14 protein-coding genes are annotated in these 12,282 nt (G+C 71.3%); 5 read left to right on the forward strand and 9 right to left on the reverse strand.

Annotated features, from left to right (window positions below):
• Window positions 1-3 precede the first annotated feature (3 nt).
• Window positions 4-1,434 (forward strand): dihydrolipoamide acetyltransferase family protein, encoded by a 1,431-nt coding sequence (locus AB0927_RS09115; RefSeq protein ID WP_366666866.1) that lies wholly within the window; start codon window positions 4-6, stop codon window positions 1,432-1,434.
• Between the two features lie 76 nt (window positions 1,435-1,510).
• Here AB0927_RS09115 and AB0927_RS09120 read toward each other — a convergent pair whose 3' ends face one another.
• Complete coding sequence (locus AB0927_RS09120; RefSeq protein WP_366666867.1) at window positions 1,511-2,365, reverse strand: calcium-binding protein; 855 nt, start codon at window positions 2,363-2,365, stop codon at window positions 1,511-1,513.
• A gap of 291 nt (window positions 2,366-2,656) precedes the next feature.
• Here AB0927_RS09120 and AB0927_RS09125 point away from each other — a divergent pair, with 291 nt between their 5' ends.
• Window positions 2,657-3,439, forward strand: coding sequence for a hypothetical protein (locus AB0927_RS09125; protein WP_366666868.1), 783 nt, complete (start codon window positions 2,657-2,659; stop codon window positions 3,437-3,439).
• A 70-nt stretch (window positions 3,440-3,509) separates the two neighbouring features.
• On the opposite strand, the gene AB0927_RS09130 is transcribed toward AB0927_RS09125, so the two are convergent.
• From AB0927_RS09130 to AB0927_RS09140, 3 genes are all read right to left on the reverse strand, one after another.
• Entirely contained in the window at window positions 3,510-4,508 is a 999-nt protein-coding gene (locus AB0927_RS09130) for a DUF1648 domain-containing protein (protein ID WP_366666869.1), read from the reverse strand.
• On the reverse strand, window positions 4,505-4,855 hold the full coding sequence (locus AB0927_RS09135) for a GntR family transcriptional regulator (RefSeq protein ID WP_366666870.1): 351 nt from the start codon (window positions 4,853-4,855) through the stop codon (window positions 4,505-4,507). Before AB0927_RS09135 ends, AB0927_RS09130 begins: the two co-directional genes overlap by 4 nt.
• A 151-nt stretch (window positions 4,856-5,006) precedes the next feature.
• Complete coding sequence (locus AB0927_RS09140) at window positions 5,007-5,909, reverse strand: serine hydrolase (protein ID WP_366666871.1); 903 nt, start codon at window positions 5,907-5,909, stop codon at window positions 5,007-5,009.
• A 190-nt stretch (window positions 5,910-6,099) separates the two neighbouring features.
• Between AB0927_RS09140 and AB0927_RS09145 the strand changes: the two genes are divergently transcribed.
• Window positions 6,100-6,771, forward strand: a complete 672-nt coding sequence (locus AB0927_RS09145) for a GntR family transcriptional regulator (protein WP_366666872.1) — start codon at window positions 6,100-6,102, stop codon at window positions 6,769-6,771.
• On the forward strand, window positions 6,768-8,063 hold the full coding sequence (locus AB0927_RS09150) for an MFS transporter (RefSeq protein WP_366666873.1): 1,296 nt from the start codon (window positions 6,768-6,770) through the stop codon (window positions 8,061-8,063). Before AB0927_RS09145 ends, AB0927_RS09150 begins: the two co-directional genes overlap by 4 nt.
• A gap of 17 nt (window positions 8,064-8,080) precedes the next feature.
• On the opposite strand, the gene AB0927_RS09155 is transcribed toward AB0927_RS09150, so the two are convergent.
• Window positions 8,081-8,833, reverse strand: a complete 753-nt coding sequence (locus tag AB0927_RS09155) for a class I SAM-dependent methyltransferase (RefSeq protein ID WP_366666874.1) — start codon at window positions 8,831-8,833, stop codon at window positions 8,081-8,083.
• 152 nt (window positions 8,834-8,985) lie between these two features.
• The gene (locus AB0927_RS09160; protein ID WP_366666875.1) at window positions 8,986-9,810 is read right to left on the reverse strand and encodes a maleylpyruvate isomerase family mycothiol-dependent enzyme; all 825 of its coding nucleotides are present in this window, start codon (window positions 9,808-9,810) and stop codon (window positions 8,986-8,988) included.
• 182 nt (window positions 9,811-9,992) lie between these two features.
• On the opposite strand from AB0927_RS09160, the gene AB0927_RS09165 reads away from it, so the two are divergent.
• Window positions 9,993-10,829 carry a carbon-nitrogen family hydrolase gene (locus AB0927_RS09165; protein ID WP_366666876.1) on the forward strand — a complete coding sequence of 279 codons (837 nt, stop codon included), beginning with the start codon at window positions 9,993-9,995 and terminating at the stop codon, window positions 10,827-10,829.
• Window positions 10,830-10,854: 25 nt separating this feature from the next.
• On the opposite strand, the gene AB0927_RS09170 is transcribed toward AB0927_RS09165, so the two are convergent.
• The 3 genes from AB0927_RS09170 to AB0927_RS09180 all read right to left on the reverse strand — a co-directional run.
• A complete protein-coding gene (locus AB0927_RS09170) occupies window positions 10,855-11,349 on the reverse strand; it encodes an LURP-one-related family protein (protein ID WP_366666877.1) in 495 nt (164 codons plus the stop codon).
• Window positions 11,350-11,453: 104 nt separating this feature from the next.
• Window positions 11,454-11,717: a DUF6458 family protein gene (locus tag AB0927_RS09175; RefSeq protein WP_366666878.1), complete on the reverse strand. Its 264-nt coding sequence runs from the start codon at window positions 11,715-11,717 to the stop codon at window positions 11,454-11,456.
• Window positions 11,718-11,929: 212 nt separating this feature from the next.
• A partial coding sequence (locus AB0927_RS09180; RefSeq protein ID WP_366666879.1) for an integrase core domain-containing protein occupies window positions 11,930-12,282 on the reverse strand: 353 nt, incomplete at its 5' end.

The raw sequence follows: 12,282 nt of genomic DNA on the forward strand, positions 1-12,282 counted from the left end.
GTCGTGACGACGATGACGGACGCGTCCGTACGCGAGTTCAAGATGCCCGACGTGGGCGAGGGCCTGACCGAGGCCGAGATCCTCAAGTGGTACGTCCAGCCGGGCGACACGGTCACCGACGGCCAGGTGGTGTGCGAGGTCGAGACCGCCAAGGCGGCCGTCGAACTGCCCATCCCCTACGACGGCGTGGTCCGCGAGCTGCGGTTCCCCGAGGGAACCACGGTCGACGTGGGTACGGCGATCATCACGGTGGAGGTGGCGGGCGGCGCTCCGGCTCCGGCTCCCGCGCAGCCCGAGGCGGCGGCAGCGGAGGCACCGGCGGTCTCGGCCGCACCGGTTGCTTCGGCCGAGGAGCCGAAGGCCCAGGGCCGTCAGCCGGTCCTGGTGGGCTACGGCGTGTCGACCTCCGCGACCAAGCGCCGCCCCCGCAAGGGCCCCGAGGTCACCGTCCCGGCCCCGGCCGCCCAGCCCGAGGCCACCGTTCCGGCACCGGCCGCCCAGCCCGAGGTGAACGGCCACGCGCCCGCGGCGGACAGCCCCCGCCCGCTGGCCAAGCCGCCGGTGCGCAAGCTGGCCAAGGACCTGGGTGTCGACCTGGCCACGGTCACCCCGTCCGGCCCGGACGGGGTCATCACGCGCGAGGACGTCCACGCGGCGGCCGCGCCCGTGGCGGCCCCCGAGCCGGTGGCGGCGGCCCCCGCCGCTGTCGCCCCCGTGGTGACGTACGACGGCGCCCGGGAGACCCGTATCCCCGTCAAGGGCGTGCGCAAGGCGACCGCGGCGGCCATGGTCGGCTCGGCGTTCACGGCACCGCATGTCACGGAGTTCGTGACGGTGGACGTGACCCGCACCATGAAGCTGGTCGAGGAGCTGAAGCAGGACAAGGAGATGCAGGGCAGGCGGGTCAACCCGCTGCTGCTGATCGCCAAGGCCCTGCTGGTCGCCATCAAGCGCAACCCGGACATCAACGCGGCCTGGGACGAGGCCAACCAGGAGATCGTGGTCAAGCACTACGTCAACCTGGGCATCGCGGCGGCCACCCCGCGCGGCCTGATCGTCCCGAACATCAAGGACGCGCACGCCAAGACGCTGCCCCAGCTCGCCGACGCCCTCGGCGAGCTGGTGTCCACGGCGCGGGAGGGCAAGACCTCCCCGTCCGCCATGCAGGGCGGCACGGTGACGATCACCAACGTCGGCGTCTTCGGCGTCGACACCGGCACGCCGATCCTCAACCCCGGCGAGTCGGCGATACTCGCCATCGGCGCGATCAAGCTCCAGCCCTGGGTCCACAAGGGCAAGGTCAAGCCGCGCCAGGTGACGACTCTCGCCCTGAGCTTCGACCACCGCCTGGTCGACGGCGAACTGGGCTCCAAGGTCCTCGCCGACGTGGCCGCGATCCTGGAAGAGCCGAAGCGGCTGATCACCTGGGCGTGACCGGTCCCTGAGGAAAATTCCGAAGGCCCTGTGGAGTGATCCACAGGGCCTTCGTCATGCCGTGTCAGGCGAAGGGTCAGCGCACGTCGACGGCGTCGTAGGCGTCCGCGACGGAGGAGGTGCTGTTACCGGCGTAGTGGAAGCGCCAGGTGCCGTCCACCGAAGCGGTGACGGTGGTCTTCAGGTAGCCGGTGGACGAGCTCTTGATCGTCTTGACCGTGCTGTAGGTGCTGCCGGTCGCCGGCTTGAACTGCAGCTCGACGGACTGGCTGCCGTAGCCGTAGTACTTCAGGTAGGTCCAGCTGGCGCGGTTCAGGGTTCCGGCGACCGTGATGGTCTTGCCCTTGGCCACGGGCTCCGGAGAGGCGTTGAAACCGCTGAAGCTGGCGGCACGCTTGACCCAGCGGTTCTTGTAGACGTCCTTCTCGATGTAGTCGCCGTCGTTGGCGACCGCGTAGACGGCCACGTTCCACTTGCCGTTCAGGGCGCTGTCGTACAGGTCGGTGCCCGGCGTGGCCGTGATGGTGATCTTGCAGGTGGCGGACGTGGCGCTCCAGTTGTCGCAGGTCGCCTCGTTCTCCGAAGCGAGCACGCCGTCCACGTCGTTGTCGATGTCGGTGCCGTGCCACAGGATGGCGTCGGCGGTGTAGATCCCGGACGGGTCGCTGGCCGTCACGTAGATGTTGAAGGTCTTCTGGCCGGTGCCGACGACGACGTCCTTGTTGGAGTTGTCGGTCACCTTGGTGATCGTGACGTCGCCGTCGGTCTCGTCGGCCGGAGTCATACGCCCGGTCGAAGGCGTCGCAGGCTTCGAGAGGAAGGCCTTCGGGACCTGCGGGCTGTCCGCCGCCTGCGCGGCCGGAGCGACAAGCGCGGTGAGCGCTACAGCGCCGGACACTGTCGCGGCGGCCAGGCTGGCACGAATTCGCATCTATGTTCCCCACGTGGAGAGAGCCGCGCGCACGAGCATGAAAGCGTGCGGGCTCTGAACGATGTTGTGAGTCTGGTGACTCGCAAGAGAGACTCGCGGCGCCGGGGAACGGTTGTACGCCTTGAACGACTTTTTTTTGAACCCCACGTGGCCACCACCTCAACACCGGAACCGGATGGATCCCTGAGCCCGGCCCCGGCCCTCCCCTGACAGGGGATCAGGGGCAGGTCAGGGTCTCGCCAGGGGTGTCACGGATGGTGGGCGCGCGGTCGTGGGCGGCACGCTGGTGCCATGACGAAATCCACTGCCGCCGGGCCCGGTTCGGGCTCCACCCGCCGTTTCTCCTTCGTGCGGGGCGTGTTCGCCCGCAGGACCGCCGCCGTCGCCGGTGCGGCCGTCCTCGCCGGTACGGCGGCCGTGTGCGCGCCGGGACTCGCGTACTCCGCGCCCCGGGCCGCCGCGTCCACCGTGCCCGCCTCCGCCGTGCCCGTGACCGACTTCCGTGACTGCCCGCCCCTGCCCGACGGAGTGGACCCGGCCCGCTGGAGATGCGAAGTGCACACCGCCGCCCCGGTGCTGACCATCGGCAAGATGACGACGCGGCTCGCCCCGATCACCATGACCCACGCCGAGGGCCCCTTGCCGGACGGCGGTGCCGGGCAGGTGTGGGGCGCGATGCACAGCGCGCCGACCGCCGTGCCCGGAGTCCGGGACCTCGCGATACAGCCCGAGTACGGCGGCCGGTCCGACTTCTACACTGGCACGTTCAGTCTCCGCTTCCGGCTGCTCGGCCCGCTGGCGGCACCGGGCTGCACCATCGGTGCCGACGCGCCCGTCGACTTCCGGCTGACGCGCTCGGGTCCCTCCACCTGGGTCTCCCAGGACCCGCCGCTGATCGAGTTCTCCGCCTACGACGACACCTTCACCGTCCCCGCCCCCGAGCACTGCGGACCGCGCACCCAGCTCCTCGACCACCGTCTCGGCCTGCCGGCGGCCGAGGGCAACCTGATGACGTACGACGCGTCGTACACCTTCCAGACCTACGACCGGCTTTCCCGAATACAGGCGAAGTAGCGGAAGCGGAAGGGGAATCGGAAGGAGTACGGAAAGGAGAACGGGAAGGGGAGGGCCGCCGGAGGGCGACTCACCGGCCGGGCTCGGCCAGGCGTGCGCGGAGGGCGTTCAGCAGGGCCGCACCCCGCTCCGCGTCGTCCACGCTCACCGCGAAGTCGGAACGCCGGCCCCGGGGGCGCACGACCAGACAGTCGCCGGCGCGGAGCATGACGGTGGTGCCCAGCCCGCTGAGGCGGTAGCCCCAGCCGCCGACCTGGGAGGGCAGGCGCCGCTCGGCGCGGGCGGAGACGAGGGCGTCCGGGGACCAGCGGCGGACGGGCCAGCCGAGGGGGCCGAAGGAGACCTCCAGGCCGGCCTCCGAGACCTTCGCCTGGACCGACGAGCAGACGCCGCCCGCGACGGAGGCGAGGGCGCAGGCCGCACACGCCGGCCAGAGCGACGCGGCGGGCGCCAGCCCCAGTGCGAGCCCCACCACGGCGCCGACGGCGATCAGGCCGGTCACCGCCGACAGCAGTTGCAGCCAGGGGTTGGCCGTGCGGGAGAACCAGACCAGGCGTTCGTCCGGCGCCAGGTCCAGTTCCGGGGTCCCGGCCGGGGGCTCGGCGGCATTGGCCCGGACGGCCAGCCGCCAGGCCAGCGCTCCGGACGCCGCGGCGAGGGCCAGGGTGACGGCGACCCACCAGACCGGCTGGTGGGCCTGGTGCCAGTCGGTGCGGTCGAGGTTCGCCCCGACGACGGAGGCCTGGGCGCCGACGAGGACGACACCGGTGGGGACAAGGGCGACCGCCACCCAGGGGCGGGGCCCGGACCAGGAGCGGCGCCACCGCACGCTCAGGGCGAGGGCGAGCACCAGCCAGACCGCGGCCGGGACCAGGGAGGCCGCCCACAGCGGCATCGAGCCGTCGGGTGCCGTGCCGCCGCTCCAGTGGGTGGCCAGCCGACCGGGGAGCCGGTCCTGCCGGATCCAGGGAAGTCCGGCGATCAGCGCGGCCACGGTCGTTATGCCGCCCGCGAGTGCCCAGCGCGCGGCACGGCGCCGGCCGTGTCCCCCGTCGTGCCCGTCCGTCATGACAACTCCCGGATCATGTCGATGAGATCGGTCCGGCTGTATCCCAGCCGGGATGCCTCGGCCACCAGTTCGCGCACCTTGATCCGCAGCTCCGAGCGCGGGGCCGCGGCGCCCTCGGTGACGGTGATGCCGCGGCCCCGGCGGAACTCCAGCAGGCCTTCGTCCCGTAGTTCGCGCAGGCCGCGCAGGACGGTGTTGACGTTGATGTCCAGGGCCGTGGAGAGATCGCGGGCCGAGGGCAGGCGCTCGCCCGCGCGGCACTCGCCGTCGGCGATGGCCCGCCGGAGGGCCGCCGCGACCTGCTCGTGCAGGGGGCGGGTGTCGGTGGTGTCCAGACGCAGCAACATGGTGCTAATGAAACTAGCACCATTCGCTTCATCGCGGCAGCCTGGCCGGGCCCTCCGGTTCGGTCGGCCGCCTGGCCCCGGGCAGCGCGACGGGCCCGCCGCTGGATGCGACGGGCCCGGGGCGGGTGAGCGGATGAGCGGGTGTCAGGCCTCAGCCGAGCTTGGCGAAGCCGTACTTGAGCAGCAGGGTGGCGTCCGACTCGCGCTTGGCGATGGAGGTGGAGGCGAGGACGGTGCCGATGACGGTCTTGCCATGGCGGGTGGCGGCGAAGACCAGGCAGTAGCCGGCCTCGGGGCCGGAGCCGGTCTTCACGCCGATGGTGCCGCTGTAGCTCTTGAGGAGACCGTTGGTGTTGGTCCAGGCGCCCATCGTGCGGGTGCCGCCGGACTTCGTCGTCGTCTTGGCCGTGTACGACGTGGTCTTCACGATGGTGCGGAACGTGGAGTTCTTCATCGCACTGCTGGCGATCTTCGTCAGGTCGCGCGGCGTCGAGTAGTTGTTGCCGTTGTCGATGCCGTCGAAGGAGTCGAAGTGCGTGTGCTTCAGGTTCAGGTTCTTCGCGGCGGTGTTCATCTTGCCGATGAAGTTGGCGACGCGGGCGGAGCGGGAGGAGCCGGAACCGTACTTGTCGGCGAGGGCGTAGGCGGCGTCGCAGCCGGACGGCAGCATCAGGCCGTACAGCAGCTGGCGGACGGTCACCTTGTCGCCCACGATCAGGTGGGCCTGGGAGGCGTTGTTCTTGACGACGTAGTCGCTGTACGCCTTCTGGATCGTCACCTTGGCGTCGAGGTCGAGGTTCGTCTGGGCGAGCACCACCTTGGCGGTCATGATCTTGGTGGTGGAGCCGGTGGGCAGTTCCTTGTCCGCGTTCTTGGTGTACAGCGTCGAACCGCTCGCGTTGTTCATCGTGTAGCCGCCCTTGGCCACGATCGGAGGCGCGGTGGCGGCCTGTGCGGGCGCGGCGGTGAGGGCGACGGTGGCGAGCAGCGCGCCGGAGGTGATCGCGACGGCGGTGGCTCGGCGGAGGCGGAGGGCCTTGATGCCGGTAATCAAAGTGGTATACCCCGATTGTTTGAATTGCCCCTGGGTGCGGTCGAGTTGAGGTGCATCGAGAGAGGGGGGTCGCATCTGTCTGACATGTAGGTAGCACAGAAAGTTGTGCGGTCATCGAAGGAGATGGGCGTCATGTCCGCATCGTGGACGCCGGAACGTGTTGCGTACCTGATGTATCTATCCTGTAGGCATGAAGACGGCCGTCTCGCACTCCTCCCCGCCCGCCAAGCAGCCACCCGCCGCCGACCGCGTCTACACCCACGTCAAACAGGGCGTCCTCGACCGGAGCTACGAGGGCGGCATCCTCCTGACCGAAGGCGAGCTGGCCGAGGCCGTGGGGGTGTCGCGCACCCCCGTGCGGGAGGCGCTGCTGCGGCTGGAGGTCGAGGGCCTGATCCGGCTCTACCCGAAGAAGGGCGCCCTGGTCCTGCCCGTCTCCGCGCAGGAGATCTCCGATGTGGTGGAGACCCGGCTGCTGGTGGAGGAGCACGCCGCGCGCAAGGCCGTGCCCGCCCCACCGGGCCTGGTGGAGCGGCTGGCCGAGCTGCTGGAGCGGCAGAAGGCGCAGGTTGCCGCCGGGGAGCTGACCGAGGCGGCGGCGACCGACCGCAGCTTCCACGCCGAGATCGTCCGCAGCGGGGGCAACGAGATCCTGGCGCGGCTCTACGACCAGCTACGGGACCGTCAGCTACGGATGGGGGTCGCCGTCATGTACTCGCACCCCGACCGGGTCGCCAAGACGCTCGCCGAGCACGAGGAGATCCTCAAGGCGCTGCGCGCGGGTGACGCGGAGGCGGCCGTCGGGGTCGTGCACCGGCACGTGAGCCGGGTATCTCTGCTCGCGCGGGGGGAGGTCCGATGAACAAGCTCACTCTTCCGGGTGACCCGCCGGGCGGCGCGCGGGCCGTCGGGGTGTGGTCCATAGGCGTCGCGGTCTACTTCGTCGCCGTCATCTTCCGCACCTCGCTGGGCGTGGCGGGCCTCGACGCGGCCGACCGCTTCCATGTGAACGCCTCTGCGCTGTCCACCTTCTCCATACTCCAGCTGCTGGTCTACGCCGGCATGCAGATACCCGTCGGCCTGATGGTCGACCGGCTCGGCACCAAGAAGGTGCTCGCCCTCGGCACCGTGCTGTTCACGATCGGCCAGCTGGGCTTCGCCTTCTCGCCGTCGTACGGCACCGCGCTCGCCTCGCGGGCGCTGCTGGGCTGCGGTGACGCGATGACGTTCATCAGCGTGCTGCGCCTCGGCACCCGCTGGTTCCCGGTCCGGCGCGGACCGATGGTCGCGCAGCTCGCGGCCCTGGTGGGCATGGCGGGCAACCTGATCTCCACCCTCGTGCTCGCCCGGCTGCTGCACAGCGTCGGCTGGACGCAGGCGTTCGCGGGCAGCGCGCTGGCCGGCGTGGTCGTCCTCGTGCTGACCCTGCTGTTCCTGAAGGACCACCCCGAGGGGCACGAGCCCGCGCCGTCCCCGCACCAGGGCTCCGCCTACGTCCGCCGGCAGATCGCCGAGGCCTGGCGGGAGCCGGGCACCCGGCTCGGGATGTGGGTGCACTTCACCACCCAGTTCCCGGCGATGGTCTTCCTGCTGCTGTGGGGCCTGCCGTTCCTGGTCGAGGCGGAGGGGCTCAGCCGGGCCACGGCCGGTGAGCTGCTGACCCTCGTGGTGCTGTCCAACATGGTGGTCGGGCTGGTCTACGGCCAGATCATCGCCCGGCACCACGCCGCCCGGCTGCCGCTCGCGCTGGGCACGGTGGGGGCGACGGCGCTGCTGTGGGCGGCGACGCAGGCCTACCCCGGCGCGCACGCGCCGATGTGGCTGCTGATCGTGCTGTGCGCGGTGCTCGGCGCGTGCGGGCCCGCCTCGATGATCGGGTTCGACTTCGCCCGCCCGGCCAACCCGCCCGAGCGGCAGGGCACCGCGTCCGGGATCACCAACATGGGCGGTTTCATCGCCTCGATGACCACACTGCTCGCGATCGGCGTGCTGCTGGACGCGACGGGGGACGACTACACGGTGGCGTTCAGCGCGGTGTTCGTCCTTCAGGCGATCGGGCTCAGCCAGATCCTGCGGCTGCGGGGCCGGGCGGCGCGCCGGGAGCGTGAGCGGCTGGTGGCCAGCCGGGTGGAGACGGTGCACGTACCGGCGTGAGCCCGGCCGGGCCAGCGTCAGCGCAGGTCCGGGACGAGGGTGAGGTACGCGATGCCGAGGATGTCGCGGTAGCTCATCCACTGGGCGCGGTGCCGGTCCAGGCGGGCCCGGGTCTCCGGCGCCAGTGGATGGTCCGGGTGGCCGGCGAGCCAGACCTCCAGGTCCGCCTGGTAGCCCGACTCGAACTCCTCCCACTCCTGGGGGCTCGCCGTCTCGGTCCACTCCGGACGGAAACCGGCCTCGACCGCGTGATCGAGCAGCGTCCGGAGATCGTCGTGGTCACCCGGCGTCGCTCCCGGCCACATGCCCGCCAGTTCGGCCTCGGCGGGCGGACGCTGCCAGAAGCCCTCGCTGACCAGCACCCGGCCCTCGTCGGTCACCAGGCGGCGCAGCGCGCGCAGGGCCTCGACGGTGGGCGGCTCGGCCTCGCTGAGGGCCTGGGTCGCGCCGAGACAGAGCACCAGGTCGGCCGGGCCCCGCCGGGTGCCCACGGCGGACTCCTCGGCGAACTCCACCCGGTGGCCGAGCCCGCGTTCCTCGGCGTTCCGCCGGGCGCGGGCGAGGTCGTCGGCGTTCAGGTCGACGCCGGTTCCCGTGGCGTCCGGCACGGCCTCCAGCACGCGCAGCAGCAACTCGGCCCAGCCGCAGCCGATGTCCAGCACGGTGCGGGGGCGGATCGCCGCGAGCCGTCGGACCATGGCGGTCGCGCGGGCCTCCGAGAGGGGGCCGTGGAAGGTGAGCCGGGTGTGCCGGGGCAGGGCGTTGGTCATACCGGGCACGCTAGAGGGCCGTACCGGCCCGCCACCACCGATTTGCCGGCGGGCCGAACCCCGGCCGGCGCACGGACGGTCACGCCCGTCACGGCGTCACGACGTCATGGCATCACGACGTCATGGCATCACGACGTCACGGCATCACAGCGTCACGGCGTCACGACGAAGTGGTGCAGGATGGCCGCCGCCAGCTCCTGGTCGCCGTCGGTCTTGATGTGGTCCGCCACCGCCTCGGGGGTCACGCGGCCGCACGCCAGCCGGACGTAGGTCTCCCAGTCGAGGCTGAGGCTGGCCACCGGGCCGAGCGCCGGGGCGGTCTCCAGGGTGCCGCGGCCCTGGATGTCGACGCGGATGGTGCGCAGGAACTCCACCGGGCCGTGCACGTCGAAGACGACCGCCGAACTGCGCGGCGCGTTCGCGTCCTTCGCGACGATCTTCGGCAGCATTTCCAGCAGGAAGTCACGGGTGACGTGCGCGCCGGGGGAGTCGAGGTTGCCGGGGCGGCCGAGGGCCGTACGCAGATCCTGTTCGTGCACCCAGACGTCGAAGGCGCGCACCCGGTAGGCCTGTTCGAGGGTGACCTCCGTGCCCAGCGGGCCGCGCACCAGGGTGTCGGGCTCGCGGTTCTCGTTGCGCATCTGGCGGTTGCGGCGGATGACCGTGTACTCCAGTTCGGCCGTCATCTCCGGCGCGGTGTGGTGCCGGCGGACGTCGACCTGCATCTCCATGTAGCGCTGGTGCTCGTTGGCGACGTGGAAGAGGTCGCGCGGCAGGGAGTGGATGGGGCGCGGGTCGCCGAGCAGCTCGCTGTCCAGGCCGATGACGTGGGACACGACGTCGCGCACCGACCACCCCGGGCACGGAGTCCGCCGGTTCCACTCGGCCTCGGCCAGTGGCTGCACCATCTCTGATATCGCGTCGACGGAGTGCGTCCAGGCGTCGGCGTAGGGCTGGAGGGTGGGATGCAGACTCACGGAACGGGACCCCTCGGCGGTCGGTACACGGGCAGGTTGCGGCGGCGGTGCCAGCGGGCGGCGGCTGCACGTCGGCGGGTGTCTGAGAAGCTAAGTTACGCTGCTGGCAGGCACCCCGGCAGTGCTTTCGCGTGACGATCGTAGGCCCGTGTGGACGACTCGAATGCCAGGACGGTGGTAGTGTGCGCGCCTCTCTGATCCAGATGGCCGTTGACGAAGGCGAATCGGTCGACTCGCGCAGGCAGCGCGCGGCGGCCCTGGTCCGGGAACAGGCCGGGTCCGATCTCGTGGTGCTGCCCGAGCTGTGGACAACCGGCGCCTTCGCCTACGAGGACTTCGGCCGCGAGGCCGAACCGCTCGAAGGACCGACGTTCGAGACGATGGCCAAGGCGGCGGCCGACGCGGGCGTGTGGCTGCACGCCGGGTCGATCCCCGAGCGCGCGGCGTCCGGCGACGGCTCCACGCAGGGCGACGCGGCCGCGCGGGGCGACGGGACCCTCTACAACACCTCCCTCGTCTTCTCCCCTTCCGGTGAGCTGGCCGCCGCCTACCGCAAGATCCACCGCTTCGGCTTCGACCAGGGCGAGGCCGTGCTGATGGGCGCGGGGCGGGAGCTGGTGACGGTCCCGCTGCCCGGGGCCACGCTCGGCCTCGGCACCTGCTACGACCTGCGGTTCCCGGAACTCTTCCGCGCGCTGGTCGACGCCGGCGCCGAGGTGCTGGTGCTCCCGGCGGGCTGGCCCGAGCGGCGACGCGCGCACTGGACGCTGCTGGCTCAGGCGCGGGCGGTGGAGAACCAGGCGTTCGTGCTTGCCTGTGGAACGGCCGGGACCCACGCGGGAGTTCCGCAGGCGGGTCACTCGATCGTGGTGGATCCGTGGGGTGAGGTGCTGGCCGAGGCGGGCCCCGGCGAGGAGGTCCTCACGGTCGACTTCGACCCGGCGAAGGTGGCGGCGACGCGGGAGCAGTTCCCCGCGCTGAAGGACCGCGTCCTGGGGCTGACACCGCCCCGCCGATAGCCCGCCCCCGGATGCCGACGGCGCGTCAGTCGTCCTCCCGCTCCTTCTCCGCGAGATGGATCACGCACACCGCGACCGCGATGAGCAGCGCCGGGTCCGCGTCCTCGCGTACGACGTCCACGCCGTAGGTCTCCCGCAGGTGCAGCCAGCGCCGGGAGATCACGGCCAGCACCTCGCCGTCGTACTCGACCACGAACTCGCGGTCGAGGATCTTGCCGCTGACGTCCAGTTCGGAGCCGTCGGCCAGGGCGACGCGGTAGTGGTTGCGCAGCAGGGACAGCCGCTTGCGCCTGATGGTGGCGAGGCCCTCGCCGTCCCGTTCGATCACCATCGTGTCGCGCAGGGCGAACATCTTCTGGTGGATGTCGATCAGGACCCGGCCCTGGGCGTCCTTCAGCTCGAAGGTGTCCCGCAGCCGCATGGCCTTGCCGTCGACGAGGAACACCTTTCGGCCGTGCTCGTCCTCGATCCAGTAGTCTTCGCCGATGCCGAGGAGCCGGTCGCGTACCAGGAATCTCATGCCCTGAGCCCTTCCCCGGTTCGGCGGGTTCATCACGGCGGGCGCCGGTCGGTTCGCGGCGTGCGGCCCGCTTCCTTCCGGGCCGCGCGGTGGACGAGCGGGCCTCAGACGCCGTAGCCGTCCGTGTAGCCGTCGCCGGTGTGGTGGTGATGGTGGTGGTGCGGTTCCTCCTCCACGATCGGCGTGGTCGGCGGTACGACGACCCGCCGGCGCCGGGCGATACCGCTGAACGTGGCGACGCCGATCAGGCCGACGGCCATCAGGATCAGGCCGACGACCGTGAGATTGACGCCGTGCATGTGCCAGTCGGTCGCGAACGTGAGGATGGCCCCCACGGCGATGAGGATGATGCATCCGCCGAGCCCCATGAGGCTTCGCCTCCCCTTTCGGTTCCGGAATCTCCGGTCCCGGCCGGGTACCCGGCGCCGCCCCGCCTAGCCCCTCCGGGTGCCGGTCGGCCGAAAGGCGACCCCCGGAACACCCCCCGGAACACCCCCCGGAAGACCCTCTGGAAGGCCCCCCGGAAGGCCCTCCCGGAAGGCCCTGAAGCTCCCCGAAGACGCTCCCGGAGGGACGGGCCCTAGTTGTATTGACCCGTGAGGTTGGGGACGCGGCTGGCGGGTGGTTGGCCTTTCAGCGCGGTGTGTCCGCGGTGGTGATTGTAGGTGTGCAGCCAGCCGGGGAAGGCGTCACGCCGTTCCTGTTCGGAGCGGTAGGGGCGGGCGTAGGCCCATTCGTCGAGCAGGGTGCGGTTGAAGCGTTCGACCTTGCCGTTGGTCTGGGGCCGGTAGGGGCGGGTGCGCTTGTGTGTGATCCCGGCCGCTGCCAGCAGCTCGCACCAGTCGCGTGAGCGGTAGCAGGCGCCGTTGTCGGTCAGCACTCGCTCCACGGTGACTCCGGCCTGGGCGAAGAACGCCTGGGCCCGGGTCCAGA

Source organism: Streptomyces sp. NPDC048106 (assembly GCF_040706415.1).
GTDB lineage: Bacteria > Actinomycetota > Actinomycetes > Streptomycetales > Streptomycetaceae > Streptomyces.